At 51.1% G+C, this 24,582-nt stretch carries 21 protein-coding genes; 12 read left to right on the top strand and 9 right to left on the bottom strand.

The window, feature by feature from the left end; genetic code table 11:
* Positions 1 to 268: 268 nt before the first annotated feature.
* A complete protein-coding gene (locus tag IP582_RS14265) occupies positions 269 to 958 on the top strand; it encodes a VIT family protein (protein WP_193793590.1) in 690 nt (229 codons plus the stop codon).
* A 233-nt stretch (positions 959 to 1,191) separates the two neighbouring features.
* On the opposite strand, the gene IP582_RS14260 is transcribed toward IP582_RS14265, so the two are convergent.
* On the bottom strand, positions 1,192 to 1,668 hold the full coding sequence (locus IP582_RS14260) for a nuclear transport factor 2 family protein (RefSeq protein ID WP_041851487.1): 477 nt from the start codon (positions 1,666 to 1,668) through the stop codon (positions 1,192 to 1,194).
* Positions 1,669 to 1,726: 58 nt separating this feature from the next.
* Positions 1,727 to 2,296 carry a TetR/AcrR family transcriptional regulator gene (locus tag IP582_RS14255; protein ID WP_193796282.1) on the bottom strand — a complete coding sequence of 190 codons (570 nt, stop codon included), beginning with the start codon at positions 2,294 to 2,296 and terminating at the stop codon, positions 1,727 to 1,729.
* Between the two features lie 360 nt (positions 2,297 to 2,656).
* Here IP582_RS14255 and fdnG point away from each other — a divergent pair, with 360 nt between their 5' ends.
* From fdnG to IP582_RS14235, 4 genes are all read left to right on the top strand, one after another.
* The gene (gene fdnG, locus IP582_RS14250) at positions 2,657 to 5,707 is read left to right on the top strand and encodes a formate dehydrogenase-N subunit alpha (protein WP_193793589.1); all 3,051 of its coding nucleotides are present in this window, start codon (positions 2,657 to 2,659) and stop codon (positions 5,705 to 5,707) included.
* Positions 5,708 to 5,719: 12 nt separating this feature from the next.
* The gene (fdxH, locus tag IP582_RS14245; RefSeq protein WP_193793588.1) at positions 5,720 to 6,607 is read left to right on the top strand and encodes a formate dehydrogenase subunit beta; all 888 of its coding nucleotides are present in this window, start codon (positions 5,720 to 5,722) and stop codon (positions 6,605 to 6,607) included.
* Complete coding sequence (fdnI, locus tag IP582_RS14240) at positions 6,600 to 7,253, top strand: formate dehydrogenase-N subunit gamma (RefSeq protein ID WP_193793587.1); 654 nt, start codon at positions 6,600 to 6,602, stop codon at positions 7,251 to 7,253. The genes fdxH and fdnI overlap by 8 nt, the downstream gene beginning before the upstream one ends.
* Positions 7,254 to 7,444: 191 nt before the next feature.
* On the top strand, positions 7,445 to 8,359 hold the full coding sequence (locus IP582_RS14235; protein ID WP_193793586.1) for an ATP-grasp fold amidoligase family protein: 915 nt from the start codon (positions 7,445 to 7,447) through the stop codon (positions 8,357 to 8,359).
* A gap of 10 nt (positions 8,360 to 8,369) precedes the next feature.
* Here IP582_RS14235 and IP582_RS14230 read toward each other — a convergent pair whose 3' ends face one another.
* Both IP582_RS14230 and IP582_RS14225 read right to left on the bottom strand, forming a co-directional pair.
* The gene (locus IP582_RS14230) at positions 8,370 to 9,446 is read right to left on the bottom strand and encodes a HAMP domain-containing sensor histidine kinase (protein ID WP_193793585.1); all 1,077 of its coding nucleotides are present in this window, start codon (positions 9,444 to 9,446) and stop codon (positions 8,370 to 8,372) included.
* Positions 9,443 to 10,147, bottom strand: coding sequence for a response regulator (locus IP582_RS14225; protein WP_041851482.1), 705 nt, complete (start codon positions 10,145 to 10,147; stop codon positions 9,443 to 9,445). The genes IP582_RS14230 and IP582_RS14225 overlap by 4 nt, the downstream gene beginning before the upstream one ends.
* A gap of 375 nt (positions 10,148 to 10,522) precedes the next feature.
* Between IP582_RS14225 and IP582_RS14220 the strand changes: the two genes are divergently transcribed.
* The gene (locus IP582_RS14220; RefSeq protein ID WP_193793584.1) at positions 10,523 to 10,930 is read left to right on the top strand and encodes a transporter; all 408 of its coding nucleotides are present in this window, start codon (positions 10,523 to 10,525) and stop codon (positions 10,928 to 10,930) included.
* Positions 10,931 to 11,125: 195 nt separating this feature from the next.
* Complete coding sequence (locus IP582_RS14215) at positions 11,126 to 14,242, top strand: multidrug efflux RND transporter permease subunit (protein WP_193793583.1); 3,117 nt, start codon at positions 11,126 to 11,128, stop codon at positions 14,240 to 14,242.
* Positions 14,243 to 14,262: 20 nt separating this feature from the next.
* On the opposite strand, the gene IP582_RS14210 is transcribed toward IP582_RS14215, so the two are convergent.
* Positions 14,263 to 14,613, bottom strand: coding sequence for a DUF1304 domain-containing protein (locus IP582_RS14210; RefSeq protein ID WP_041851479.1), 351 nt, complete (start codon positions 14,611 to 14,613; stop codon positions 14,263 to 14,265).
* 127 nt (positions 14,614 to 14,740) lie between these two features.
* The gene (locus IP582_RS14205; protein WP_193793582.1) at positions 14,741 to 15,346 is read right to left on the bottom strand and encodes a glutathione S-transferase family protein; all 606 of its coding nucleotides are present in this window, start codon (positions 15,344 to 15,346) and stop codon (positions 14,741 to 14,743) included.
* A 291-nt stretch (positions 15,347 to 15,637) separates the two neighbouring features.
* Here IP582_RS14205 and IP582_RS14200 point away from each other — a divergent pair, with 291 nt between their 5' ends.
* Both IP582_RS14200 and IP582_RS14195 read left to right on the top strand, forming a co-directional pair.
* A complete protein-coding gene (locus IP582_RS14200) occupies positions 15,638 to 16,528 on the top strand; it encodes a LysR substrate-binding domain-containing protein (RefSeq protein ID WP_193793581.1) in 891 nt (296 codons plus the stop codon).
* Positions 16,529 to 16,595: 67 nt separating this feature from the next.
* A complete protein-coding gene (locus IP582_RS14195; protein WP_193793580.1) occupies positions 16,596 to 17,294 on the top strand; it encodes an RluA family pseudouridine synthase in 699 nt (232 codons plus the stop codon).
* 633 nt (positions 17,295 to 17,927) lie between these two features.
* On the opposite strand, the gene IP582_RS14190 is transcribed toward IP582_RS14195, so the two are convergent.
* Complete coding sequence (locus IP582_RS14190) at positions 17,928 to 18,467, bottom strand: DUF2058 domain-containing protein (protein ID WP_041851475.1); 540 nt, start codon at positions 18,465 to 18,467, stop codon at positions 17,928 to 17,930.
* Between the two features lie 327 nt (positions 18,468 to 18,794).
* Between IP582_RS14190 and IP582_RS14185 the strand changes: the two genes are divergently transcribed.
* Positions 18,795 to 20,006, top strand: a complete 1,212-nt coding sequence (locus tag IP582_RS14185) for an MFS transporter (protein ID WP_193793579.1) — start codon at positions 18,795 to 18,797, stop codon at positions 20,004 to 20,006.
* A gap of 38 nt (positions 20,007 to 20,044) precedes the next feature.
* A complete protein-coding gene (locus tag IP582_RS14180; RefSeq protein WP_193793578.1) occupies positions 20,045 to 20,587 on the top strand; it encodes a GNAT family N-acetyltransferase in 543 nt (180 codons plus the stop codon).
* A 139-nt stretch (positions 20,588 to 20,726) separates the two neighbouring features.
* On the opposite strand, the gene IP582_RS14175 is transcribed toward IP582_RS14180, so the two are convergent.
* Positions 20,727 to 22,289, bottom strand: a complete 1,563-nt coding sequence (locus IP582_RS14175; RefSeq protein WP_193793577.1) for a methyl-accepting chemotaxis protein — start codon at positions 22,287 to 22,289, stop codon at positions 20,727 to 20,729.
* Positions 22,290 to 23,197: 908 nt separating this feature from the next.
* Here IP582_RS14175 and IP582_RS14170 point away from each other — a divergent pair.
* Positions 23,198 to 24,091 carry a PhzF family phenazine biosynthesis protein gene (locus IP582_RS14170; protein ID WP_193793576.1) on the top strand — a complete coding sequence of 298 codons (894 nt, stop codon included), beginning with the start codon at positions 23,198 to 23,200 and terminating at the stop codon, positions 24,089 to 24,091.
* Between the two features lie 99 nt (positions 24,092 to 24,190).
* Here the strand turns inward: IP582_RS14170 and IP582_RS14165 are convergent, their stop codons facing one another.
* Positions 24,191 to 24,436: a YmjA family protein gene (locus IP582_RS14165; protein ID WP_193793575.1), complete on the bottom strand. Its 246-nt coding sequence runs from the start codon at positions 24,434 to 24,436 to the stop codon at positions 24,191 to 24,193.
* Positions 24,437 to 24,582 lie beyond the last annotated feature (146 nt).

The following is a 24,582-nucleotide window of genomic DNA, read 5'->3' as shown; positions in this document are numbered from 1 at the left end:
TTGCACTCCTGAAAATAAACCAGCCAGCATCTTTCTAATTAAAAGAACAATTAAAAATAACCTTTTTTGTATAATCACTGAACGACTATGATATCTATTATCATTTCACCAACAACATCCTGAATAATATTACCTGCGGATTAACGGATAGCTATTATTCAGCGTTAATACAATCTTAAGACTCAATAGCCACAATCGTGGAATGCGCATTTTTATATATGAGCAATACTGGTGTTATTAACCTGCACATTTACTGGAAAACAGAAACATGCATCTTGAACGACACAGCATTGAAAGCGTCGGATGGTTGAGGGCTGCTGTACTGGGGGCGAATGACGGCATTGTTTCCACTGCCAGTCTTGTGCTTGGGGTGGCGTCTGCAAAGCCTGAGCCTTCAGCCATTTTACTGGCGGGTGTTGCCGGGCTGGTGGCTGGGGCAATGTCGATGGCAACCGGGGAGTATGTTTCCGTCTCCTCTCAGTATGATACAGAAAACGCGGCGCTCGCCCAGGAAAAAAAGGAACTGGAAACAGATTATCAGGGAGAGGTACAGGAGCTGACTTCCCTGTATATGCAACGGGGGCTGGAGCCCGCCATTGCCAGGCAGGTTGCAGAGCAGCTTATGAAGAAAGATGCGCTTGATGCCCATGCCAGGGAAGAACTTGGGCTGACAGCTACGAACTCTGCGCGGCCTTTGCAGGCGGCCCTCTTTTCGGCTGGGAGCTTTTCTGCCGGTGCGGCGTTACCCCTCATCGTTGCCTGGCTCGCTCCCGCAGCGCTGGTTTCGTTCTTTATTATTCTTTCGACCCTGTTATCACTTGCGGTCCTGGGTTATATATCCTCGGCGGTGAGCAAAGCCAATCCGGTCAGGGCCATCATCAGGATTACCTTCTGGAGCACTATGGCCATGGTTTTGTCGATGGGAATAGGTCATCTTGCCGGGCAAGCTCTGTTTTAGCGCGCGTTAATTCTCTGGAAAGAGAAACAGTGTCAGTGAACCGTTGAAAACAGTTGGCGGGTCGGCAACGTGCCGGGCAAACATTAATCATGGGGCTTCCCATAACGCGATAAGATAATTCACTTCACTGGACGGGTCTCATGACGTTTATGAACATTTACCGTTCATGTTGAATTGAGAAAAGCCCCGGTTAAAACCCTGACCGGGGTCTTCACATAAGATAAGCGATAACTTTACAGACCCAGTTCCGAAAGACCTGGGTGATCGTCCGGGCGACGTCCCAACGGCCAGTGGAATTTGCGCTCACTCTCTTTAATCGGCATATCGTTGATACAGGCGAAACGGCGATGCATCAGGCCATCGGCTTCAAATTCCCAGTTTTCGTTGCCGTAAGAGCGGAACCAGTTACCCGAATCATCATGCCATTCATAGGCGTACCGCACGGCGATACGGTTGTCAGTAAACGCCCATAACTCCTTAATCAGGCGATACTCCAGCTCTTTTTTCCATTTGCGGCTGAGAAATTCTTTGGCCTCTTCACGATTATTGGCAAATTCAGCGCGGTTACGCCATTGCGTATCCAGCGAGTAGGCCAGCGCTACTTTTTCGGCATCGCGGCTGTTCCAGCCATCTTCTGCGAGGCGCACTTTTTCAATCGCCGATTCGCGCGTGAAAGGAGGAAGGGGCGGGCGAGGTTGAATATCGGGCATGCTTACGTCTCCTGCAAATGTGGATATTTCAAAAGAAAGCGTTTTTGTTACTCAGGCCTTATGCAGGGGCCTGCTCCAGCAAAAGTTTCGCAACATCCCTTGCATTGTCGGCGGCGCTGTTATCCCCCATCACATAGGCGAGGGTGATGGCGCCTTCCATCAGAATCAGCAGTTGTCTGGCCAGCGCGGCCGGTTGTTCAATGTTTAATTGCGTAGTGAGTTCGAGCGTGTAATCGAGCAATTTTTGTTTATGCCGTTTTGCTATCTGGCGGACGGGATCGTTAGGGTCACCCACTTCTCCGGCCGTGTTGATAAATGCGCAACCGCGAAAACCGTCTGACTCAAACCAGCTCTTGAGCACGCTGAACATATTCAGAATGCGAGCCTGAGGCGTATCGCCTTTATCAGATTCTGTTCTGAACCACTGCATCCAGCGTTCATCACGCGCATTCAACGCGGCGGCTGCCACGTCATCCTTGGTCGCGAAATAGCGATAAATACTTTTCCTTGCTACGCCTGAGGTCTTAACCAGAAGGTCCATGCCGGTGGCATGGATACCGTTCTGATAGATCAACTGCTCAGCGGTAGTCAGGATTTTTTCTCGAGTAGTGCCTGGCGTCTTGTTCATAGAATAAAGGTAGAACGATCGTTCTACCTGGTCAACACTTATCTGCAAAAAGTTACTGAGCCGCTTCCCGGGCAACGCAGACGCTGCTTGCCGTGCTGCGCAACGCAGGTCACTGATACCACCCGGCGACGCGTTTCTTTGCCGGGGACAGTCACTTCCTGCATCGATCTTTTTAAAAAGCGATAAGGCGAAACAGACGTTTAACCACACAAATAACCCGTTGCGATCAGTTTCCCGTTTCTTCAATACAATCAAAAAATTGACCTGTATCAATAACCACATAAGAGTAATGGTTTCCCGCTTCGATTGACCCTATAATCTCCGTCCCTTTTCATGTCTTAAGTTTAAGCTGGAGGATACATGGAGCTCAGCCGGAGGCAGTTCTTTCGAATCTGCGCGGGCGGTATGGCAGGAACCACTGTTGCATCTCTCGGATTTTTATCATCTTTTTCCGTTCATGCGGAAACACGTCAATACAAACTCTTAAAAGCAAAAGAGACGCGTAATAACTGTACCTACTGCTCAGTCGGTTGCGGCATGTTGATGTACAGCCTTGGCGATACGGCCAAAAATGTTAAAGAAAGCATTTACCATATTGAAGGCGACCCGGATCACCCGGTAAGCCGGGGCTCATTGTGTCCGAAAGGAGCAGGCGTGCTGGACTATATTCACAGCGAAACGCGCCTGAAATACCCTGAATACCGTGCGCCAGGCTCGGATAAATGGGTGCGTATCAGTTGGGATGACGCCATTAACCGCATTGCGCGGTTAATGAAAGATGACCGTGACGCGAACTTTATCGAAAAAAATGCGCAGGGACAGACCGTCAACCGCTGGACCACCACCGGCATGCTCTGCTCCTCGGCCGCCAGTAATGAGACCGGCATTCTCGATGGCAAATTTACCCGCAGCCTCGGGATGGTCGCTATCGATTGCCAGGCGCGTCTGTGCCACGGGCCGACCGTCTCTGCGCTGGCACCCACCTTTGGTCGCGGTGCGATGACCAACAACTGGGTAGATATTAAAAATGCCAACGTGGTGCTGATCATGGGCGGCAACGCCGCCGAGGCTCACCCGGTGGGCTTCAAGTGGGTCGTTGAAGCACAAACGAAAAATGACGCCACCGTGGTGGTGGTCGATCCGCGCTTTAACCGCAGCGCCGCCGTGGCCGATCTCTATGCGCCCATCCGTGCGGGATCGGACACCGCGTTCCTGTTGGGCGTCATCCGTTATCTGCTGGAAAACGATCGCGTTCAACACGACTACGTGCGCCATTACACCAACGCCAGCCTGCTTATCCGCGACGACTATCAGTTTGAAGATGGCGTGTTCAGCGGCTATGACGCGAAAAAACGCCAGTACGATAAATCGAGCTGGTTCTATCAGTTGGATGAAAAGGGCAACGCGCTGCGTGACGAGACGTTAAGCCATCCGCGTTGCGTCTGGAACCTGCTGAAAAAACACGTCGAACGCTACACGCCGGAAATGGTCAACCGCCTGTGCGGCACCTCACTGGCCGATTTCAACCGCATTTGCGAGATCCTTGCCAGCACCAGCGTGCCGGATCGCACCGCGACCATCCTCTATGCGCTGGGCTGGACACACCACAGCGCCGGGGCGCAAATCATCCGCGCCGCAGCCATGCTACAACTGCTGCTCGGGAATATCGGTATGGCGGGCGGCGGCGTCAACGCGCTACGCGGTCACTCCAACATTCAGGGCTATACCGACCTTGGTCTGCTGTCGACCAATCTTCCCGGCTACATGCCGCTGCCGTCGGAAAAACAGCCGGACTACCAGACCTATATTTCGCAAATCACCCCGCCGGCGCTGGGGGTGAATGAAGTGAACTACTGGCAAAACACACCGAAATTCTTTATCAGCATGATGAAAAGTTTCTGGGGCGAGCATGCGACGGCAGAGAACAACTGGGGTTATGACTGGCTGCCGAAGTGGGATCGCCTCTATGACGTGATGACCCAGGCCGAGCTGATGCTGGAAGGGAAGATGAACGGTTACATCGTGCAGGGCTTTAACCCGCTGGCGGCGTTTCCGGATAAAAACAAATCCTCCCGCGCTCTCTCGAAGCTGAAATACATGGTAGTGATTGACCCGCTGGTAACGGAATCGTCGAATTTCTGGCAGCACCACGGGGAGATGAATGACGTCAATCCTGCGGATATCCAAACGGAAATCTTCCGTCTGCCGTCATCCTGTTTTGCCGAAGAGAACGGTTCGATTGCCAACTCCGGGCGCTGGCTACAGTGGCACTGGGCGGCGGCGGAGCCACCAGGCGAAGCGTTGCACGATGGCAAGATCCTCGGGCGTTTGTTTATGCGCCTGCGTGAACTTTATCAGCAGGAAGGGGGAGCTAACCCGGCACCGCTGATGAACATCAACTGGAACTATAAAGACCCATACGATCCGCATCCGGAAGAGATTGCCCGTGAAGCGAACGGAATGGCGCTGGCCGATCTTTATGACGACAAGGGGCAACTGATTGCCAAAAAAGGCCAGCAGCTCAGCAGCTTTGCCCAGCTTCGTGATGACGGCACCACCAGCAGCTTTTGTTGGGTGTATTGCGGGTGCTGGACAGAGCAGGGCAACCAGATGGCCAACCGCGATAATAGCGATCCGTATGGCCTTGGCTGTACGCCGGGCTGGGCGTGGTCGTGGCCGGCAAACCGCCGTATCCTCTATAATCGCGCCTCTGCCGACCCGGCAGGGAAACCGTGGGACGCCAAACGTGCATTGCTGCACTGGGATGGCAAAAAGTGGAGCGGGATGGACGTGGCGGATTACAGCCAGGCCGCACCGGGCAGTCATGTCGGGCCGTTTATCATGAACCCGGAAGGGGTGGCTCGCCTGTTCTCCCTGGACAAAATGAACGACGGGCCGTTCCCGGAACATTACGAACCGATTGAGTCGCCGATTGGCACTAACCCGCTGCATCCGGCGGTGGTTTCCAGCCCGGTGGCGCGTATTTTCCATGATGATATCGCCAATATGGGCAAAGCGGACGCCTTCCCGTATGTCGCGACTACCTATTCCATTACCGAACTGTTCCGCCACTGGACCAAACACGCGCGTCTCAACGCCATCGCTCAGCCCGATCAGTTCATCGAAATTGGTGAAGCGCTGGCACAGAAAAAAGGCATTGCGGCAGGCGATACGGTGAAAGTGAGTTCGAAACGCGGCTTTATCAAAGCGAAAGCGGTGGTGACGAAACGTCTACAGACGCTGACCATAGACGGTAAGCCAGTGGATACGATCGGCATACCCTGTCACTGGGGTTTTGAAGGGGCAACGCGCAAAGGCTTCCTTGCCAACACGCTGACGCCATCGGTCGGTGATGCCAACTCGCAAACGCCGGAGTACAAGGCGTTTCTGGTTAACATCGAGCGCGTGTAAAGGAGGGAACCTATGGCTATGCAATCACAAGATGTTATCAAGCGTTCCGCAACCAACGGGCTGACGCCGCCGCCTCAGGCGCGGGACTTCCGCGCGGAAGTGGCAAAACTTATCGATGTCAGCGTCTGTATTGGTTGTAAAGGCTGCCAGGTCGCCTGTTCTGAATGGAACGATATTCGCGACGAGGTGGGCTACTGCAACGGCGTGTATGACAACCCAACCGACCTGAGCGCGAAGTCCTGGACGGTAATGCGTTTTAGCGAAACCACGCAGAACGACAAACTGGAATGGCTTATTCGCAAAGATGGCTGTATGCACTGCTCGGATCCTGGCTGTCTTAAGGCCTGCCCGTCTGCCGGGGCGATCGTTCAGTACGCCAACGGGATTGTGGATTTTCAGTCCGAGCACTGTATTGGCTGTGGTTACTGCATTGCTGGCTGTCCGTTTAACATCCCCCGGCTGAACCCGGACGATAACCGTGTCTATAAATGCACACTTTGCGTTGACAGAGTCAGCGTCGGCCAGGAACCGGCGTGTGTGAAAACGTGCCCGACCGGGGCGATTCAGTTTGGCACCAAACAAGAGATGCTTAACGTGGCCGAAACCCGCGTGGGGCAGCTTAGAAAGCGCGGATACGACCACGCGGGTGTCTATAACCCGCAAGGCGTGGGTGGCACGCACGTGATGTATGTTCTGCATCATGCGGACCAGCCTGCGCTGTATCACAACCTGCCAAACGATCCGCAGATTTCCACGCCGGTCAATTTATGGAAAGGCGTTCTCAAACCGCTCTCCGCTGCCGGATTTATCGCCACCTTTGCCGGGCTGATTTACCACTATGTGGGAATAGGGCCGAACAAAGAGACGGATGACGACGAAGAGGAGAAGGGCCATGAGTAAAAGCAAAAGGATCCTGCGCACAAAGTTTATTGACCGCGCCTGTCACTGGACGGTGGTGATCAGTTTCTTTCTGGTGTCACTTTCCGGCATCGCGCTCTTTTTCCCCACCCTGCAATGGTTAACCGAAACCTTCGGGACGCCGCAGGTAGGGCGCATTTTGCATCCCTTCTTCGGCGTACTGATTTTCGTTCTGCTGATGTTTATGTTTGTCCGTTTTGTGCATCACAACATTCCTGATAAGCAGGATATTCCGTGGCTTAAAGGGATTATTGAGGTACTGAAAGGTAACGAGCATAAAGTGGCGGATGTCGGGAAATATAACGCCGGGCAGAAGATGATGTTCTGGAGCATCATGAGCCTGATTTTTGTGCTGCTGATCACCGGCGTTATTATCTGGCGACCCTATTTTGCCCATTATTTCTCCATCACCTTTGTGCGCTGGAGTTTATTAATCCACGCGACGGCCGCGATTGTGCTGATTCACGCCATTCTGATCCATATGTATATGGCGTTCTGGGTAAAAGGCTCGATTAAAGGCATGATTGAAGGCAAGGTCAGCCGCCGCTGGGCGAAGAAGCATCATCCGCGCTGGTATCGTGACGTTGAAGCGGCCGAAAATAAGGCGCAAGAGGGTAAATCTTTATAATGTCATGGCGACCACTGCGCTGCGGTGGTCGCTGTTGTAAGGCATTGCGTTTGATCTCAGAAAACCCGCAGGTTTTGGCATTTAAATAGACAAGTATGATTTATCGCCGCGTGCTCCATACTCTCTCCATTAACTGAACAATATAAATCAATCATCCTCCGACACAATATCGACTGTGCCCAGGAGGAACCATGAATAAACTTAATTACATTCTCAAATACGCTGAATATTTAATCCGAAAAAGCAGGGTGTTTGTTACTACGGATCTTTATTTTCATACAGCCGCGCTCAACAAAGTTTCCGAACGCCCGTCAAACCTGATGAAGCCAGTGACATTGAGTGAGAAAATTTGTCATCGTCTGGTATTTGATCGCAACCCTCTTTATACATTACTGGCGGATAAACTCGCCGTTAGAGAATATGTCCATGTCAGAACCAAACGGGTTAAAACCATCCCCTTGATTGGCGTCTATCACCGTGTGGAAGATATTGACTTTAGCCAGTTACCCGAACGCTTTGTGTTAAAATGCAATCATGACAGTGGAAGTGCGGTAATTTGTACCGATAAAGGCAGATTTGAGCCTGCGAAAGCAGTAAATAAATTAAAACTAGCCCTCAATAAAAATATGTATTACACCACCAGAGAGTGGCAGTACAAATCTATAATACCGGTTATTCTCTGCGAAGAGTATATCGATATTTTTTCTGGGGCAGTGAAAAAACAGACGCCTGAAATGTTAAGAATACACTGCTTTCATGGTGTGGCTTGTTTTGTTGAAGCCGATTTTACCGATGAAAGCGGTAATGAGTACATTAATGTTTATGACAGATCATGGAAGCTACAACCTTTCCAGATGGAATACCCAAACACACCTGATGCCGTTGAGGAGCCAACATTATTCTATAACGCTATTATTGCGGCTCAGGAACTCGCAGGAGAGATTGACTATGGTCGTGTCGATTTGATGCTGCAAGGGGATGAAATCTATTTTAGTGAAATAACATTAAGCCCCAGGCGCGGGAAGCTAAAGATCACACCTGCAAGCTGGAACGTAAAATTAGGGGAGATGTGGGATCTGACGTTGTGTAAAAACAGGCTCAATTGAGCCTGCATTGTTATTTTTGGTCCTGGCTCACCGGCCACGACAGTGTAAAAATTGAGTGATTTTCTGGTGTCAGGGTGTAAGTTGCATTCCCGCCGTGGGCGAGCATGATCGCTCTGACCACCGATAATCCTAAGCCACACCCCTCAGGGTGACTCTTTCTTGCATATTCTCCACGTTGAAAAGGCTGAAATAAGAGACTGTGGAGTTCCTCAGGAATGCCAGGGCCGCTGTCTTCAACGAGGATGACGTTCTCTTTCCCGACAATGCCATTTTTTACCCGTAGCGATCGTGACGATGAGTATTTTAAGGCATTATCAAAAAGCACGGTCAGGCATTGCATAATGCGCATAGGGTCACAGAAACAGCGCTGGTGCTCAAGTTCGGTTGCGATAGTAAAGTCTTCGCGCTGAAATTCCGGCGAAAAGTTATCCAGCACACTGCTAATCGTTACCTCAAGATCGGTCTCACTGAGGGTTAGCGTATATCCGGCTCCGCCGTAAGAACTAACAACCCGCAGATCTTCGATTAAATGCGCCAGGCCTTCGGTTTGCTTAAGCAGGTTTTGGAACAGTACGGGCGCGGGCTCGAACACACCGTCAACCAGTCCTTGCAGCCGTCCTCGCAGAATAGTCACCGGGGTTCTAAGTTCATGAGCGATGGCCGAATTCCATAAATTGCGCTGAATATCCAGTGTCTGCAGTTTTTCTGCCATTTCGTTGAAATCATTGACCAGATTATTCATCTCTCCCAACTGAGAGCTTGTACAGGTTGCCCTTGCGTCAAGATTGCCCTGTGAAATCTGTTTCAGGCTATACGCTACCGCATTTAGCGGCGTCAAAATTCTTGAAGAGAGTTTCACCGTAAAGAAGAGAGACACGACCAGACTGGTCAGCGAAGCAATCATGATCCACAGCCAGTCCACCAGGGTCATCTCATCTTCATTTCCTGTCAGGGCACCCCCCGGCAGATAGTAAATTAAGAAACTATAAAATAAATAAGAGCCCAGGATGGCGATAGCAATAATGATGAAGGTGAGCGACACCATATAGGTCAATATTTGACGACTAAGAATAGGGTCTTTTCTCATTTATTCTCACCCAGGCGGTAACCCAGCCCTCTGATACTCTCCGGGATCCCTTTGAGCCCCGCATTCTCAAGCTTTTTGCGCAGCTTACTCATGTGGCTGTCCACGGTTCTGTCCAGTGAATCACCTTCTGGCAGGCAGGCATCAAGTAACTCTTCGCGTGAGCATACCTTACGCGGATTTCGCGCCAGATAGGTGAGAAGTTTAAATTCCGTCGTGGTCAACACCGGCGTGACGACCTCATCCGTGACGGTTATCTCAACATAAAAATCATCAGGATAAATGGTCAGGCAAGGCGTTCTTATCGGCCTTGTATTTGCAACCTCTGTGTTTACTTTGGTTCTGCGTAGTACAGCTTCAACCCGTGCAATAACCTCCGAAGGGTTAAACGGTTTTATCACATAATCGTCAGCCCCGAGCCGCAGCCCCATCAATTTATCGATATCCTGATCAAGTGCCGTCACCATGATAACCGGTACGTTACTCTCTTTGCGCAAGGTTGTAAGAACATTCCATCCGTCATAAACAGGCAGATGGATATCAAGTAAGATGAGGTCTGGTTTGTGCAGGCGAGTAAAATTAATTGCCTGCTCACCATCCCTGGCCCGGAAGGTTTTCATACCCGCGCGTTGCAAATAGCTTATCAGTATGTCGGCAATTTCATCGTCGTCTTCAGCGACAATGATCAGGTTATCGTTGTTCATTTTATCTTCCATCAGTACCGATGATAGAAATTACTCTATCTTAAAAGATCTTATGTCGTAATTGTTTAAAGGTTATTGAATACAATATGCGTAAAGTTTGCATGTCTGATATTACTCCCTGTTAAGAACAATCTGACAGCCACGGTTCGAAAAAGTTTCATTTTCATGTGTTTTTCCGAAAGATCTAGAGTATGTGAGGGCTTCTCCATACTGGCTACACAATCCCGAAATAAACAATCAACAATCTGATGCAATCATTTTCATCTGAAGAAACCCGGCCAGACGCCGATTGCTATTCATTTCAAGATTTATAACGTCTAAAGCCAGCGCTTTATGCGTAATTTATGCGTGCCAGATTGTGTCAGGGAAAACAGTATGAAAGACATTGAACGTATTTTTCAAAAGGTAATTTGGGACTCTTTTTTATTTTTTCTGGTATCATGCGTATTACTCTTTCCGTGGTTGTTTGTCGCGCACGCTATTGAAGAAAAAACGGATGTGGCGGTCATCTCATTGCCCCTTGCGTTCGCGTGTGTCGTTATCGCTTTTTTCTTTTTTATCACCCAGAAGAAACCGGGGGCATTAAAGGAGTTAGCCGTCATAACGTTCTATGTCGTTGTTGTCTTTATTTATACTATTCTGGTGTTCAATTTACTTCTCAATATCATGCCGGGTCTGGATGATTTTATATTTTATTATGGGTGTTTTTTGAGCATTTTTTTCTTCGGTACGCCAGTGTACTTATTGATGCGGATGATTTGGACTTTTTTCACAATGAAATAATGGAGTGAGACATAAATGTAGAACAATGTCTGGCTCCACACTCTTTCCATAAACCTGCCATACGTGGTCAATATCAACTTCTTATCATTGGCATTCATTTTTCGCAGATGACTTTGCGCCGGGTAACCTGGAGCAGGCTAGTGAGCCGTTTTATTTTTTTATGAACGTTATGTCAGTTGACTGGAATTATTTCTGATGCCGCATTTTTTTATTGAAAGACCCATTTTTGCCTGGGTGGTCGCGCTGTTTATTGTGCTGACCGGCATATTGTCCATCCCACGACTGCCCGTCGCGCAATATCCGGCGGTCGCACCGCCTGGTATTATCATCTCGCTCAGTTATCCCGGCGCCAGCCCGGATGTCATGAACACCTCTGTCGTTTCGCTTATTGAACGCGAGATCTCAGGGGTGGATAACTTACTCTATTTTGAATCGTCCAGCGATACCACCGGCATGGCTTCGATCACGGTAACGTTCAGGCCAGGTACAGACATTAAACTCGCCCAGATGGACCTGCAAAACCAGATAAAGATTGTGGAGCCGCGTTTACCGCAGGCTGTGCGGCAAAATGGTATTAACGTTGAGGCCGCTAATTCCGGGTTTCTGATGATGGTGGGTTTAAAATCCCCCACCGGCGAATATCAGGAAGCGGATTTAAGCGACTATTTCGCCAGAAATTTGACGGATGAACTGCGACGTGTGCCGGGTGTGGGGAAAGTCCAGCTCTTTGGCGGTGAAAAAGCGCTGCGAATCTGGCTTGATCCCATGAAATTACACAGTTACGGGCTCTCTGTTACGGACGTACTCACCGCCGTGAGTCAGCAAAACGTGATTGTTTCACCTGGCAGAACGGGAGACGAGCCTGCGGTCGCGGGTCAGACCGTTACCTATCCGATCACCGTCAGAGGGCAACTTACCTCGGTTGAGGCGTTTCGTAATATTACCCTTAAATCGGCGGTCTCCGGTGCGCGTCTGACACTGGCCGATATTGCCCGCGTTGAATCCGGGTTACAAAGCTATACCTTTGGTATACGTGAAAACGGTGTACCCGCAACGGCGGCCGCTATCCAGCTTTCGCCCGGTGCAAATGCTATCAACACGGCGTCCGGTATCCGTGCGCGGCTGGCTGAGCTGTCAGGTGTACTGCCTGAGGGAATGGAATTTACGGTTCCTTTTGATACGGCACCTTTCGTTAAACTTTCCATAACGAAAGTGGTGGAGACATTCGTTGAAGCGATGGTTCTGGTGTTCCTCGTCATGCTGCTTTTCCTGCATAAAATCCGCTGCACGCTGATCCCTGCCATCGTGGCGCCCGTGGCGCTGCTGGGCACCTTTACGGTGATGCTATTAAGCGGTTATTCCATCAACATTCTGACCATGTTTGGTATGGTACTGGCTATCGGCATTATCGTTGATGACGCCATTGTCGTGGTCGAAAACGTCGAACGCCTGATGGAAGAAAAGGGGCTCTCCCCGAAGGAAGCTACGCGGCAAGCTATGCATGAAATCACGCCCGCAATTATTGGTATTACCCTGGTGCTTACGGCGGTATTTATCCCGATGGCATTTGCCGGAGGGTCTGTCGGAATTATTTATCGGCAGTTCTGTATCTCTATGGCAGTGTCTATTTTACTGTCCGCCTTTCTCGCCCTGACGCTCACGCCAGCACTCTGCGCAACGATATTAAAGCCCCATCATCATGCCTCCCGCAAAGGCCGCGCGTTTTCCGCGTGGTTCAACGGTCGGTTTCATGCGCTTACTGCGTTTTACGCATCCGGCCTCGGATTTGCTCTGAAACGGACCGGACGGATGATGCTGCTGTATGCCGCGCTGTGCATGGCGCTTTTTTTGGGGCTCTCTTCATTGCCGTCGTCGTTTTTACCGGATGAAGATCAAGGCTACTTTATGTCGTCAATCCAGCTTCCCTCAGACGCGACGATGCAGCGTACGCTTAAGGTGGTTCAAAAATTTGAAGAGGAAATCGCCAGCCAACCGGCGATTGAAAGCAACATCATGATCCTTGGATTTGGGTTTTCGGGCTCTGGTCAGAACTCGGCGATGGCTTTCACCACACTCAAGGACTGGAAACACCGCGAAGGGACAAGCGCTCAGGATGAAGCTGACCATATCCAATCAAGAATGGAGAGTGTGTCCGACGCGGTAACCATGAGTCTGCTTCCTCCGGCTATTTCTGATATGGGGACCTCATCCGGTTTCACTTATTATGTGCAAGACCGGGGAGGAAAGGGCTATCAGGCACTAAAAAAAGCAGCGGATGAACTCGTCCAGCGCGCCAATAAGAACCCGTATTTGAGCGATGTCTATATTGATGGCCTGCCGGAGGGATCAACACTTACCCTGAACATTGACAGGGAAAAAGCCGAAGCCATGGGGGGCTCGTTTGATGAAATCAATCAAACTCTTTCGGTCGCAACGGGATCTAACTATGTCAATGATTACATCAATAATGGGCGGGTTCAGCAGGTCATTGTTCAGGCTGATGCGCCGTTCCGTATGCAGCCGGAACAGCTATTGCGTTTATCGGTTAAAAACCGCCAGGGCGAGATGCTGCCAGTGTCCACGTTTGTGACGCTTGCCTGGCATGTCGCGCCACAGCAACTGAATCGCTACCAGGGTTATCCTGCCATTCGAATTACCGGAAGTGCATCCACTGGTGAATCTACAGGTACCGCAATGGCGGCAATGGAGGAGCTTGCAGAAAACTTACCGTCGGGTTTTGCGGGCGAGTGGGCAGGCAGTTCATTACAGGAAAAGGCCTCTGCATCGCAGCTTCCGGGGCTCATTGTACTGTCGATGTTAGTGGTATTTATGGTGCTCGCCGCGCTTTATGAAAGCTGGTCTGTTCCCTTCGCGGTTATGCTGGTTGTTCCGCTGGGGCTACTCGGCGCCGTGCTGGCAGTCATCGTTGCACAGATGACGAACGACGTCTTTTTTAAAGTCGGTCTGATAACCCTGATTGGGCTCTCCGCCAAGAACGCCATTCTGATCATTGAATTTGCGAGACAATTAATGCGCCAGGGCAAAAACGTCATCGAAGCGACCCTCATCGCCGCCGGACAGCGTTTGCGCCCGATACTCATGACCTCTTTAGCGTTCACACTGGGCGTGGTGCCCCTGATGCTTGCTAAAGGGGCAAGTGACAGCACGCAACATGCCATTGGGACAGGGGTGTTTGGCGGGATGATCAGTGCAACGGTACTCGCTGTTTTCTTTGTTCCCGTCTTTTTCGTCGTGATTGTCCGCTTTCTTGAAACGCGAAACCTGGAACACAAGAAGACCCGTAACGATTAATCTCCGCCTTCGTTCGTCATTTATTGCATCAATAGCGCTACCATCGCGATAAGCGCCGGTAGCGCCTGAACATAAAGGATTTTCTTGCTGGCGGTTGCCGCGCCAAACACCCCGGCGATCAACACGCATGCCAGGAAGAAAAGCTTGACCTGAAATCCGGCATCGCCCAGCCATAACCCCCACAGTAAACCGGCGGCTAAAAAGCCGTTATACAGCCCCTGATTGGCGGCCAGCACGCGGGTGTCGCGGGCAAAATCAGCGCTCAGGTTAAACGCCTTGCGGCCGGTTTTGGTATCCCACAAAAACATTTCGAGAACCAGAATGTAGACATGGATCGCGGCGACAAGCGCGATGAGGATAGTTGCTAACACAAGAAACCTTAACGGATAAGAGCAGGGTATCTGGAGTATAGATAACGGCATAAAAAAACGAAGAAAAATCACTGCGTTTTAACGGGCGGATGCGGGTTAATAAATCACGTCATTAACCCGCCCCGTTTTAGCATAAGGGATATTTTTTAAAGGCGGGCAACGCCTCACAGGAACGGGCAAGTGAGGCAATGTTTTTAAAATCGTCGGCCAGCACCACATTCGGGATCATCGATTGAATAAAGGTCCACACCACCGTGCTGGTGACGGTAACCTGATCGGGGCGCCGGGCGGCAGCGCGGCCTGCCAGCAGCGTGTCCCACTCCCGGCAGGCGGCTAACAATTGCTGGGTCACGCGCGCTACCCACGGCTGATGCTGCTTTTCTTCCGGTCTGAGATTGTGCTCGTAAATGTTTTGCACCGCTTTTTCGCAGGCGGCAAGCGCCACCCCCAGCAGACAAAGATCCTGTGCCAGCGCGCCAGGCTCCGCAGGGAGTAATTTCTGGTCTGCGCCTGCCTGGGCCTCGAAATAATGCAAGATAAGGGATGAGTCCATTAACTGCACGCCGTTATCCAGCAGCAGTGTCGGCGCTTTGACGACCGGATTAATGCGGGCGAACGCCTCAAATGAGCGAAAAACTGACAGCGGCATACTTTCAAATTCGATGCCATAGAGTTCCAGGGATACCGCAACACGCCTGACGTAAGGCGAGTCCATCATACCAATGAGTTTCATCTTGATTCCTGCCCCTGGCCAGCAACAGCCGTTAAGTGATTGACCGCGGCACCTGCCCCGGTAACGAAAACAGAGAGACCATAGCGTAAATCGTTGTGGGCGAATATCACGGGTTTCTAACCTTATGTGTTAGTTTTTCTAACATCTTGCGCGGTTATCGCATAGCCTGTAGACGGCGTTAAAATTAACGGGCATAACACCATCCTGGGTTATCAGTAACCGCTGTAATAACGTCAGTTGGGTAGTAACGTTAACCTTAACCTGATGGCCCCTGTGTTTGAGGAAAGCACTATGTCGGATTTCCCCCCTATCGCCAGCCTGCGAAGCTTTGAGGCGGTTGCACGCCTGGGTAGCGTGACGCTGGCAGCAAAAGAGATGAACGTGACCCATTCCGCCATCAGCCAGCAAATCAAAATCCTTGAGGCGCTGGTTGGCGTAAAACTGTTTATCCGTCACGGGCGCGGGGTGCAGATTAACGAAGAGGGGCGGCTCTATGCGCTACAGATACGCGAGGCGTTGAACCACATCTCGGAGGCCACCCGGCTGGTGCAGGTAAAGCCGCGCACGATGGAACTGACGCTGGCGACGGTGCCGTCTTTTGGCAATCACTGGTTGCTGCCGCGCCTGATGCGCTTTCGCGAAAAATATCCCCTGATTTCATTACGTTTGCAGGCCAGCCTGACGGTCACCAGCCTGCAACAGGAGGGCATCGATATTGCTATCCGTATGGGGCAGGGCGACTGGGAAGGCATGGAGAGCCGCTTTCTTTTTTCTGATGAGCTGATTGTCGTTGCGGCGCCTGGCTACAACAAGGGCAACTTACCCGCCACACCGCAAGAGGTGGCGAAGAGCGTCATTATCTTTTCGACGGAGTCGTGGAAAAGCTGGTGTCTGAATGCCGGGCTGGAAAAAGAGATCGTGCCCGCGGGATTGCGCATCAATGATTCGAACCTGGTCCTTGAAGCCGTGCGGCTGGGACGCGGTATTGCGCTGGAGCGCCGTTCTCTGGTCCGGGACGCTATCGCGCGGGGTGAGCTGGTACAGATAACGACGTTCACAGCGCCGTATCCCTGGCACTACTGGCTGGTGACCTCTCCACAGGCGGAGAAAGCGCGGGAAATCTCGCTTTTCATCGCCTGGCTTGATGAAGAGATCGCCCTGTGGCGCGAACAGATGCAGTAAAGCCCGAATTCGCCAGGCGGCGGAGAATTCGCTATCATCCGCTCTCACTTTTTTGCCGGGCAGCCTGATGTCTGAGATTATCGATACCTTTATTGCCCCGCCGTGCCATGACGAGATAGAGATCCTCTGGCAGGACGAACATCTGGTACTCATCAATAAACCCGCCGGGCTGCTCAGCCTCTCCGGGAAAAACCCGCAAAACCTCGACTCGGTGCATCACCGGCTGGTTAACATATTCCCCGGCTGTACCCTGGTCCACCGCCTGGATTTCGGTACCTCCGGGTTGATGGTGGTGGCACGCAACAAAGCGATAAATGCCGCGATTTGCCACCAGTTCAGCCAGCGCACGGTAAGCAAGGTCTACACCGCGTTGCTGTGTGGGCATCTGGCCGATGACGACGGGGTGATCGACGCACCGATCGGCAAAGATCCGGCGCTCTTTCCGCTGATGTCGATTTGCGCTATTCACGGCAAACCGGCACGCTCCCGCTATCGGGTCGTGGAACGTTTTTATCAGCAAGGGGAAGACAGGGCGTTACTGCCACTGACGCGGGTTGCACTCATCCCGGAGACCGGGCGCACTCATCAGTTGCGCATTCACTGCCAGCATCTGGGTCATCCGATTCTGGGCTGCGATCTGTATGGTGGCCTGACGCTACCGGGCACGGCGCGAACACCACGACTGATGTTGCACGCCAGTGAACTGCATTTTGTGCATCCGGTCAGCGCAGCGCCGATAAACGCCTGCCACGCCAGCCCGTTCTGAACAGTAGATACTGTGAACGTCTTCAACCTTTTTAGCCATGGCTGACTCATTTTCCCGCATGCCAACCACAGCGACATCTTTGTGCCCCCCTGGCGCAGAGCGTGCAGCGAGGGAGTTGAGTCCCCGCTGAAATCGGTGAGACGAAGACCCGATGACAAGGGCAGGCCGCCAGGGATGGCGGACTGAGGTTTGTCGGGACAGGACAAAATCGTCCGGAACGATTTTGAACAACGCAACGCGTTGGCCCGAAGGGCGAGCCCCAGGGATGGGGCGAGTAACTCGAGTCAAACCGACCGCAGGCAGCGGGGCGGGAGGCGAACGCAGTGCGAAGCACCGATTTCTTTGCGGGGCCGCGGGGATTGTAAAGGGGAACGCGGTGTTCCCCTTTACCCGTTCACGTGTCCGAAGGTGACATGTCGCCATGAACATACGGTGAACGGAACCCGCCTCCCGAGCTGCATTTTCCCCCTCACCCAGGCCCTCTCCCCTAGGGAGAGGGGACCGATCGTGCTCGCAGGGGGTCCCTCCTCCCTCTACGATCGGGCACCGAACCCGTAGATCCGGATGAGGCGCCGGGAAGATGCCCGGCGCGCTACATAAGTGCGGTGGGAAAGGGGTACTAAACGTTGCGGATTACCACATCAAATCGTCAGGAATTTTGAAATCGGCGTACGGATCGTCTTCGTCCTGCACTTCTTCGCTTAGCGCGCTGTTTAAGACAATGTAACTCTCATCGCGCTGGGCAATTTTATCCGCAACGACGGCGGGGATGATCGCGTATTCGCTGTCGCCGTTACTGTTGGTCACCAGGCGCGCGATGGCGAGACGGCCATTGATCAGTTGAGTCTGCGTTGCCTTATCCACAACGACCTTTTTGATAAGGTTATTGTCGGTGAAGTTGAAATCGATATTGCCTTTGGCAATGACAATCCGGTTCATCTCAATAAGCTGCTTCACCTGCGCTTTATACTCTTTTGATAATGCCGCCTGCTTTTGTTGCTCGCTCAGTTGCTTATCGCGCTCGATCTGGGCTTTTTTATTCTCTTCTACCGCCTCTCTTGCCTCACGAGCCTGAACGCGTGATTTCTTGGCCGTTCTCTGGACTTTGGCCATCTTCTTGCTGGTCACTAAGCCTGCTTTCAGCATCTGCTCTTGTAAGGTGAGTTTTGTCATCGTCGTTTCTAACCTGGTAAAGAATTTGCGTGATTATAACGATAATTGTCGCGGATGTAACAGGTGCGCCCGCGCCCGCGACGTTACGCGCCCTAAACCAGACGCTGACATAAAAAAGCGCAGCGGAATCAATTGTTACATTTATGTATCATGCTACTGACTTGAAAACTCGCTACTCTCTCTTCTTGTGAGTATTACACGACACGAAGGTTTTTAACCTGCTGATTTTAAAATGGAATGCGTGAAGGGCCGCGTGCAAACAACGGCACATATTCCCGTTCTGTGAATGCGAGACCATCGCTGGATTGCCACGTAAGAAGAGGTTGCATGTCTTTACGATCGCTACAGGCACTGTGTTTAGTGAATTTTTTCATGGCGGATGTCAGGGACGGTCTTGGCCCTTTTTTAGGGATCTTCCTCACTGAACATCACTGGCAAACCGACAGTATTGGCTGGATGATGACGCTTGGTGGTCTGGCAGGGCTGTTGGCCACGATGCCCTCCGGGCTGGTTGCTGATGCGTCACGGCATAAGCGGGCAATTCTTATTACCTGCGGTCTGCTTATCACCGCCGCGACGCTGCTGCTCTGGGTATTCCCGACACTCTATATCGTCGGCTTTTCTCTGCTCGTCACGGGCGTGTCTGCGGCTTTTATTGCCCCTTTGCTCACTGGCATCACGCTTGGGTTAACCGGCTCATCCGGCTTTAACCATCAAATGGGCAGAAACGAGGCGTTTAACCACGGCGGAAATATGAGCGCCGCAATACTGGCGGGTGTGCTGGTGTTCTACTTTGGCACAGATGCCGTGTTCATTTTGATGACCGGTATGGCGATTTGCGCCACGATGGCGGTGTTTGCTATTCGCCATGAGGATATTGATAACCGCGTCGCTCGTGGATTAAGCGGCAGCGCGGATCCTGCGGCGCTTCCCAAATTGTCCGTTATTATCACGCACCCTGCGGTCATCACCCTCGGGGTCACGCTGCTGCTTTTTCATCTGGCTAACGCCGCGCTGTTGCCGATGCTCAGTATGCGCGTGGCATCGGCGCCGGGCGGGGAGATAAGCGCGGGCGTGTATGCGGCGGCGACGGTTGTCATTTCACAACTGGTGATGATCCCCGTAGCCTTATTCGCGGCGGCCAGAGCGGAAAAATATGGCTACCCGCTACTGATTGCGGCGGCATTAATAGTGCTGCCGCTGCGTGCGGCGCTGGCCTGCACCTCAGCCGACCCGCTCTTTATGATACCGGTGCAGATTATGGATGGCGTGGCGGCAGGGCTTCTGGGTGTGGCGGTTCCGGGCTACATCGTCAAGTTGCTGGAAGGCAGCGGCCATACCAACGCCGGGCAGAGCTTTGTCATGCTGTTGCAGGGGGCTGGTGCGGCATTCAGTCCGGGCCTTGCGGGTACCATTGCGGCAAAATACTCCTACAGCGTGGCCTTTGCCGTGCTGGGGGCAATTGCGTTACTGGCGCTGCTTATCTGGACTCTGCGCCGCTTTTTTTATGGAACCCGCGAAGAGCGACGATCTTATTGAGGCGGCGCGAAAGGGAAAATAATGAACAGGGGAGTGAGATGATTTTAACGACCATGCCAGGGCTTATTATTCGGCGTTTTCACCGTAAAGACGCGGCGGCGTTTTTTGCGTATATGGCTTCGCCGCGCGTGCCCTGTTTTTATGATGAGAAAATGCGTTCCCTGGCAGAAGCCCAGGAAGAGGTGGCCAAACGCGCCAACGATGAGAGCCAGTTCGCGGTGTGCCTTAAAGAAAGTGACGCGCTTGTGGGACATCTTTTTGCCGATAACAGCGGCGAACCGGATCCGCATACCTGGAGTGTAGGCTGGCACTTCAACCCGCAGTATGAAGGGCAGGGATTTGCCACCGCGTCGGTGAGCGCGCTGTTTACTTATCTCTTTACGCAAAAAGAGGCCCGACGCCTGTATGCCTATGTGGAAGACTATAATCTGCCGTCGCAAAAACTCTGTGTCCGTCTGCATATGCGACAGGAAGGCTGCTTTAAGGAGTTTGTCTCGTTTACAGATGAAGAGGGCGAAGAACGGTACGACTCTACGTTTGTCTATGCGCTGCTTAAAAAAGAGTGGCAAGCAAGGGGCTGAGGCCGGCGATGTCGCCTGGCAGTGCGCCAGTTCAACTGTCAGGTTTTCTTCGCGATAAATAAGACAATCCGGTAACCGTGTTAATGTATTACCGGATTGTCTGGTCATTAACTATAAATAACAGGTGTTATACGGGCATTCAGGCCATTTTAAATACACTGACTAAATCTTTAAGCACTCTGGCCTGTTCATTAAGCATTTCTGATGCTGCCACAGACTCTTCAACCAGGGCCGCATTTTGCTGGGTCGTGGTATCAATCTGACCGATGGCGATATTAATTTGATGCACCCCTTCGCTTTGTTCCAGGCTCGCCTGTTCAATCTCTTTAAGTATATTTGAGACGCTATCGACGTTTTGCACCAGACCATCCATTTTGCCGCTCACCTGGCGCACCATATCCAGGCCGCGGGAACTTTGCTGCATGGAATTTTCAATCAGAGAACGAATATCTTTTGATGAATTTGCGGTTTTTTGCGCGAGAACGCGAACTTCCTGGGCAACGACCGCAAATCCTTTTCCGTGTTCACCTGCGCGGGCGGCTTCGACCGCTGCGTTAAGTGCCAGAATATTGGTCTGGAAAGCAATAGAGTCGATCAGACTAATAATGTCAGACATTTTGTCCGCTGAGTTGGTGATATTGTGGATCTCATGGGTGAGAGATGACATTAATTTTTCATTATCTTTGGCCGTGATGCTGGCATTTTCTGAAAGGAGGGAAGCATTCGCCGTATTACTGCCGGTATTTTTCACCGTTACGGAAATTTGCTCCATCGACGCGGCGGTTTGTTCTACAGAGCTGGCTTGTTCCTCCGTTCGCGCTGACAAATCCCGCGTGCCAGCCATGATTTGAGAGGCGCCCGTCGCGATATTTTCCGCACCACTGCGAATTTCCGTCACGATTTTTCGTAATTCTTGCTGCATATGGGCAATAGCCCCTGTCAGAATTCCCGTTTCATCTTTAGAGGTGATGACAATATCGGTACCCAGATCGCCCTCTGCAATACGGGTTGCTGCGCTTACAGCATGATTGATAGGGCGGACAATAGCACGTGAAATCAGAATAGCCATGATGATACCAAGGGCCAAACAGATCAGTGAAACAACGATCATGGTCGCCTTGCTCACTGCATAGTCACCGAGAAAACCCGTATAGGATGTCTGCATTTCATTACGTTGCAGATCGATAAATTCTATTATTTTCCCCTGATACTGGCTTTCATAAGCGCGGGTATGAGTGGTGTACTCACTGACGGCGGCCTCAGGATCGGTTTTAAGATTTTTTATCACTAAAGCGCGTGACTGAATGTAAGCTGAGCGAAATTCAGATATCTTATTTAATAATAATTGTGAGGGTTCATCGTCTGCTTTTTCCTTTAGCTGTTCATATAACGCCGTTACGTCTTTACTTTTAGCATTCAATGCCTGCAAAAGCTGATCTTTTCTGTCTGGTTCTTTTTCTATAATTGCGTTAAGTAATAACGTTGTCGCGTTATTGACCTCTCTTATAACATTATTACCAAGGGCAGTCGTCGGATAGTCTTCCGTTACGATCTTGGATATTTTATCTTTAGCTTCATTAAGCCTGAATAGAGAATTTGCTGAAATAAAAACCATCAAAAGCAATATCACACTAAATGCCAGTAATATTTTATTTTTGATACTTAAGCCTTGTGTTTGACTGTTGGTCTTAACTTTTTTCATTATTCTTTCCTTGTTAAATTTGAAGTTATGCCTCTCTGCTCCTGCAGAAGGCATTTAATACACATCGGCATAAAGCCGATTATGCTTAGCTATTGATCGTTAAAAACTAAAAAAATTAAATTATTGATAGCTTGTGTCTATTGGAATTAATTCGATTGATCGATGGAATGTTGCATAAATTTAATGCAACAAATTTATTGAACGATTTGTGCTATTATTCGCAATCTGTATTGAAAAGGAGGAAGTTGGCTTTTAACCGCCGAATTGCTAAGGGAATTTAAAAAGAGGCGAACAGAGGTATGAGAGGAAGCCTGACGAATGACACAAAGAGTTAACCTGCAGGACATAAGCAATTCTTGATTATCGCAGTCGATCTGACAGCGCATTGGCCTGCGTTTCGTGCTTTTCCCTCTCTTTTCTAAAATTACCTTATAAAACGCTTCTGTCAGGCGAAGCGGCTAACGCCGCAATTGGCTTTTGAACTTATTCACTATAGTCAGATTAAGTTATAAGAAATACTTCCGTAGACATTATTATCGTGTCAGAAAGCCCTTTTGTTACTGTGCCAGTAAAAATATAAAAACTTATCTTCTGATATCGATTTTTGGATAAGGTTAGTGTGGCGGTAATAAAGTCATTTATAAATTTTTTTTGTGTCACTGCCTGTTTGTGTATAAGCAGAGATTGCGTGGTAAAATATCGAAAAGTGAATAGTTGTAATGGAATAAAAGGCAGTAAAAACCATGGTTTTTTATAAATTATTTCATTTATTTTTTACATTAGACAAGAGTTGGCTCTGCTCCGGATGATTTTTTACCCGATGAATCTAGCAGGTGTTCGTGACTGTAAAATTGTGATACTCCTGGTTATGTACATTGTTAAATAGTCTATGGAATTCAGGGCAGAGAATGAAAAGACGTTATGTCATTGCAGATGTTTTTACGGATACCCCGTTTGTTGGCAACCCAGTCGCCGTCGTCTTAGATGCACAGGGGATGAGCAACAGGCAAATGCAGCAGATTGCCGCCGAGTTCGGCTACAGCGAAACGACGTTTGTGCTGCCGCCCGCCGACAGGGCAAACACGGCGCATGTGCGCATTTTTACCCCCACGCGGGAAATTCCTTTCGCCGGGCATCCCAATGTCGGCACTGCCTTTGTGCTGGCAAGCTATGCGGCGGCAAACGGCGAGACGCTGCCTGAGATATTGCAGTTTGAAGAAGCGGCGGGTCTGGTACCCGTTCGTCTGCTCAAAGACAACGGCGTGGTGAGCGGGGCCGAACTGCGGGTGCCGGAGCCGTTATCCTGCCGTTCCGAAGTGAGCCCGGAACAGGTCGCTGCCTGTCTGTCGCTGGAGACAGACTGCATCAGCACGGCTGTGCATCAGCCGCTGGTGGCTTCGGTGGGGCTGCCATTTCTGATTGTGGAGCTCGCCTCCCGCGATGCGCTACGCCGCTGCGTACCGAATTTACAAGGTTTCCGGGCTGTTCTGCCACTGGACGGCGCAGTCTCCATTTATGCCTATACCCTGGACATAGCACAGGAAGAGGACTGTGATTTGCAGGCGCGGATGTTCACGCCGAGGATGACCGAAGACCCGGCGACAGGCAGTGCGACGGCTGCAGTGACGGCACTGCTGGCTTCGCTTCACGCTAAGACGACGCTCTCTTTGCGCGTCAGACAGGGAGTGGATATGGGGCGCGCCAGCCTGCTGTTGGCAGAGTATGATGCCTCGCAGGGCACACCGGTTGTGCGGGTGGGCGGCAGCAGTGTGATCACGATGGAAGGGACGTTTACGCTGTGAGGTCATATCCGCCTGGCATGAGTGCGCCAGGCGGGCGCTAAGCGAGAAGGTGGACAGTCACCACAGGCTGCCGCCTTCCCGATACAGACTGATGGGGCGTTACTCGTTGCCCCATTGATTGAGGAAATTCGCGACGTCATCGATACGCTTTTCACTGATACCGGCTTCGCGGGCCATCTCTTGCTGCGCTTCTTCGCTGATCTCTTCGTTATTCATTAAGCGGGTGATCAGCAACTGGAAATAGTAGGCCAGGGGATCGCGCTCTGACTCGCTTACCGGCTTCTCGCTTTCCGTCGAATACTCATCCACGATGTCATAAAATTTAAGCGGTATTTCGTTGTTCATAAGTCTTTCCCTAAGGTCTGAGCCAGTTGATGCTGCCGATGTGGTTTAGATAATAGCAGTCTTATTTTACTGCCCGAGGGAAAATTGCCGGATTAATACGGCAACATCCAGGAGGGCAGAAAATCGTGCCGACAGGCGGCGCATGG

Origin of the sequence: Citrobacter sp. BDA59-3 (genome assembly GCF_015167655.1) — a bacterium.
Taxonomy (GTDB): domain Bacteria; phylum Pseudomonadota; class Gammaproteobacteria; order Enterobacterales; family Enterobacteriaceae; genus Phytobacter; species Phytobacter diazotrophicus.
The sequence above is the reverse complement of the archived record's forward strand: the minus strand, read 5'-3'. Positions and strand labels throughout refer to the sequence as shown.

What these genes read in the sequence shown, in the direction of transcription:
- IP582_RS14265 (WP_193793590.1), top strand. Translation starts at nt 269, where the DNA reads ATGCATCTTGAACGACACAGCATTGAAAGCGTCGGATGGTTGAGGGCT.
- IP582_RS14260 (WP_041851487.1), bottom strand. Translation starts at nt 1,668, where the DNA reads ATGCCCGATATTCAACCTCGCCCGCCCCTTCCTCCTTTCACGCGCGAA.
- IP582_RS14255 (WP_193796282.1), bottom strand. Translation starts at nt 2,296, where the DNA reads ATGAACAAGACGCCAGGCACTACTCGAGAAAAAATCCTGACTACCGCT.
- fdnG (WP_193793589.1), top strand. Translation starts at nt 2,657, where the DNA reads ATGGAGCTCAGCCGGAGGCAGTTCTTTCGAATCTGCGCGGGCGGTATG.
- fdxH (WP_193793588.1), top strand. Translation starts at nt 5,720, where the DNA reads ATGGCTATGCAATCACAAGATGTTATCAAGCGTTCCGCAACCAACGGG.
- fdnI (WP_193793587.1), top strand. Translation starts at nt 6,600, where the DNA reads ATGAGTAAAAGCAAAAGGATCCTGCGCACAAAGTTTATTGACCGCGCC.
- IP582_RS14235 (WP_193793586.1), top strand. Translation starts at nt 7,445, where the DNA reads ATGAATAAACTTAATTACATTCTCAAATACGCTGAATATTTAATCCGA.
- IP582_RS14230 (WP_193793585.1), bottom strand. Translation starts at nt 9,446, where the DNA reads ATGAGAAAAGACCCTATTCTTAGTCGTCAAATATTGACCTATATGGTG.
- IP582_RS14225 (WP_041851482.1), bottom strand. Translation starts at nt 10,147, where the DNA reads ATGAACAACGATAACCTGATCATTGTCGCTGAAGACGACGATGAAATT.
- IP582_RS14220 (WP_193793584.1), top strand. Translation starts at nt 10,523, where the DNA reads ATGAAAGACATTGAACGTATTTTTCAAAAGGTAATTTGGGACTCTTTT.
- IP582_RS14215 (WP_193793583.1), top strand. Translation starts at nt 11,126, where the DNA reads ATGCCGCATTTTTTTATTGAAAGACCCATTTTTGCCTGGGTGGTCGCG.
- IP582_RS14205 (WP_193793582.1), bottom strand. Translation starts at nt 15,346, where the DNA reads ATGAAACTCATTGGTATGATGGACTCGCCTTACGTCAGGCGTGTTGCG.
- IP582_RS14200 (WP_193793581.1), top strand. Translation starts at nt 15,638, where the DNA reads ATGTCGGATTTCCCCCCTATCGCCAGCCTGCGAAGCTTTGAGGCGGTT.
- IP582_RS14195 (WP_193793580.1), top strand. Translation starts at nt 16,596, where the DNA reads ATGTCTGAGATTATCGATACCTTTATTGCCCCGCCGTGCCATGACGAG.
- IP582_RS14190 (WP_041851475.1), bottom strand. Translation starts at nt 18,467, where the DNA reads ATGACAAAACTCACCTTACAAGAGCAGATGCTGAAAGCAGGCTTAGTG.
- IP582_RS14185 (WP_193793579.1), top strand. Translation starts at nt 18,795, where the DNA reads ATGTCTTTACGATCGCTACAGGCACTGTGTTTAGTGAATTTTTTCATG.
- IP582_RS14180 (WP_193793578.1), top strand. Translation starts at nt 20,045, where the DNA reads ATGATTTTAACGACCATGCCAGGGCTTATTATTCGGCGTTTTCACCGT.
- IP582_RS14175 (WP_193793577.1), bottom strand. Translation starts at nt 22,289, where the DNA reads ATGAAAAAAGTTAAGACCAACAGTCAAACACAAGGCTTAAGTATCAAA.
- IP582_RS14170 (WP_193793576.1), top strand. Translation starts at nt 23,198, where the DNA reads ATGAAAAGACGTTATGTCATTGCAGATGTTTTTACGGATACCCCGTTT.
- IP582_RS14165 (WP_193793575.1), bottom strand. Translation starts at nt 24,436, where the DNA reads ATGAACAACGAAATACCGCTTAAATTTTATGACATCGTGGATGAGTAT.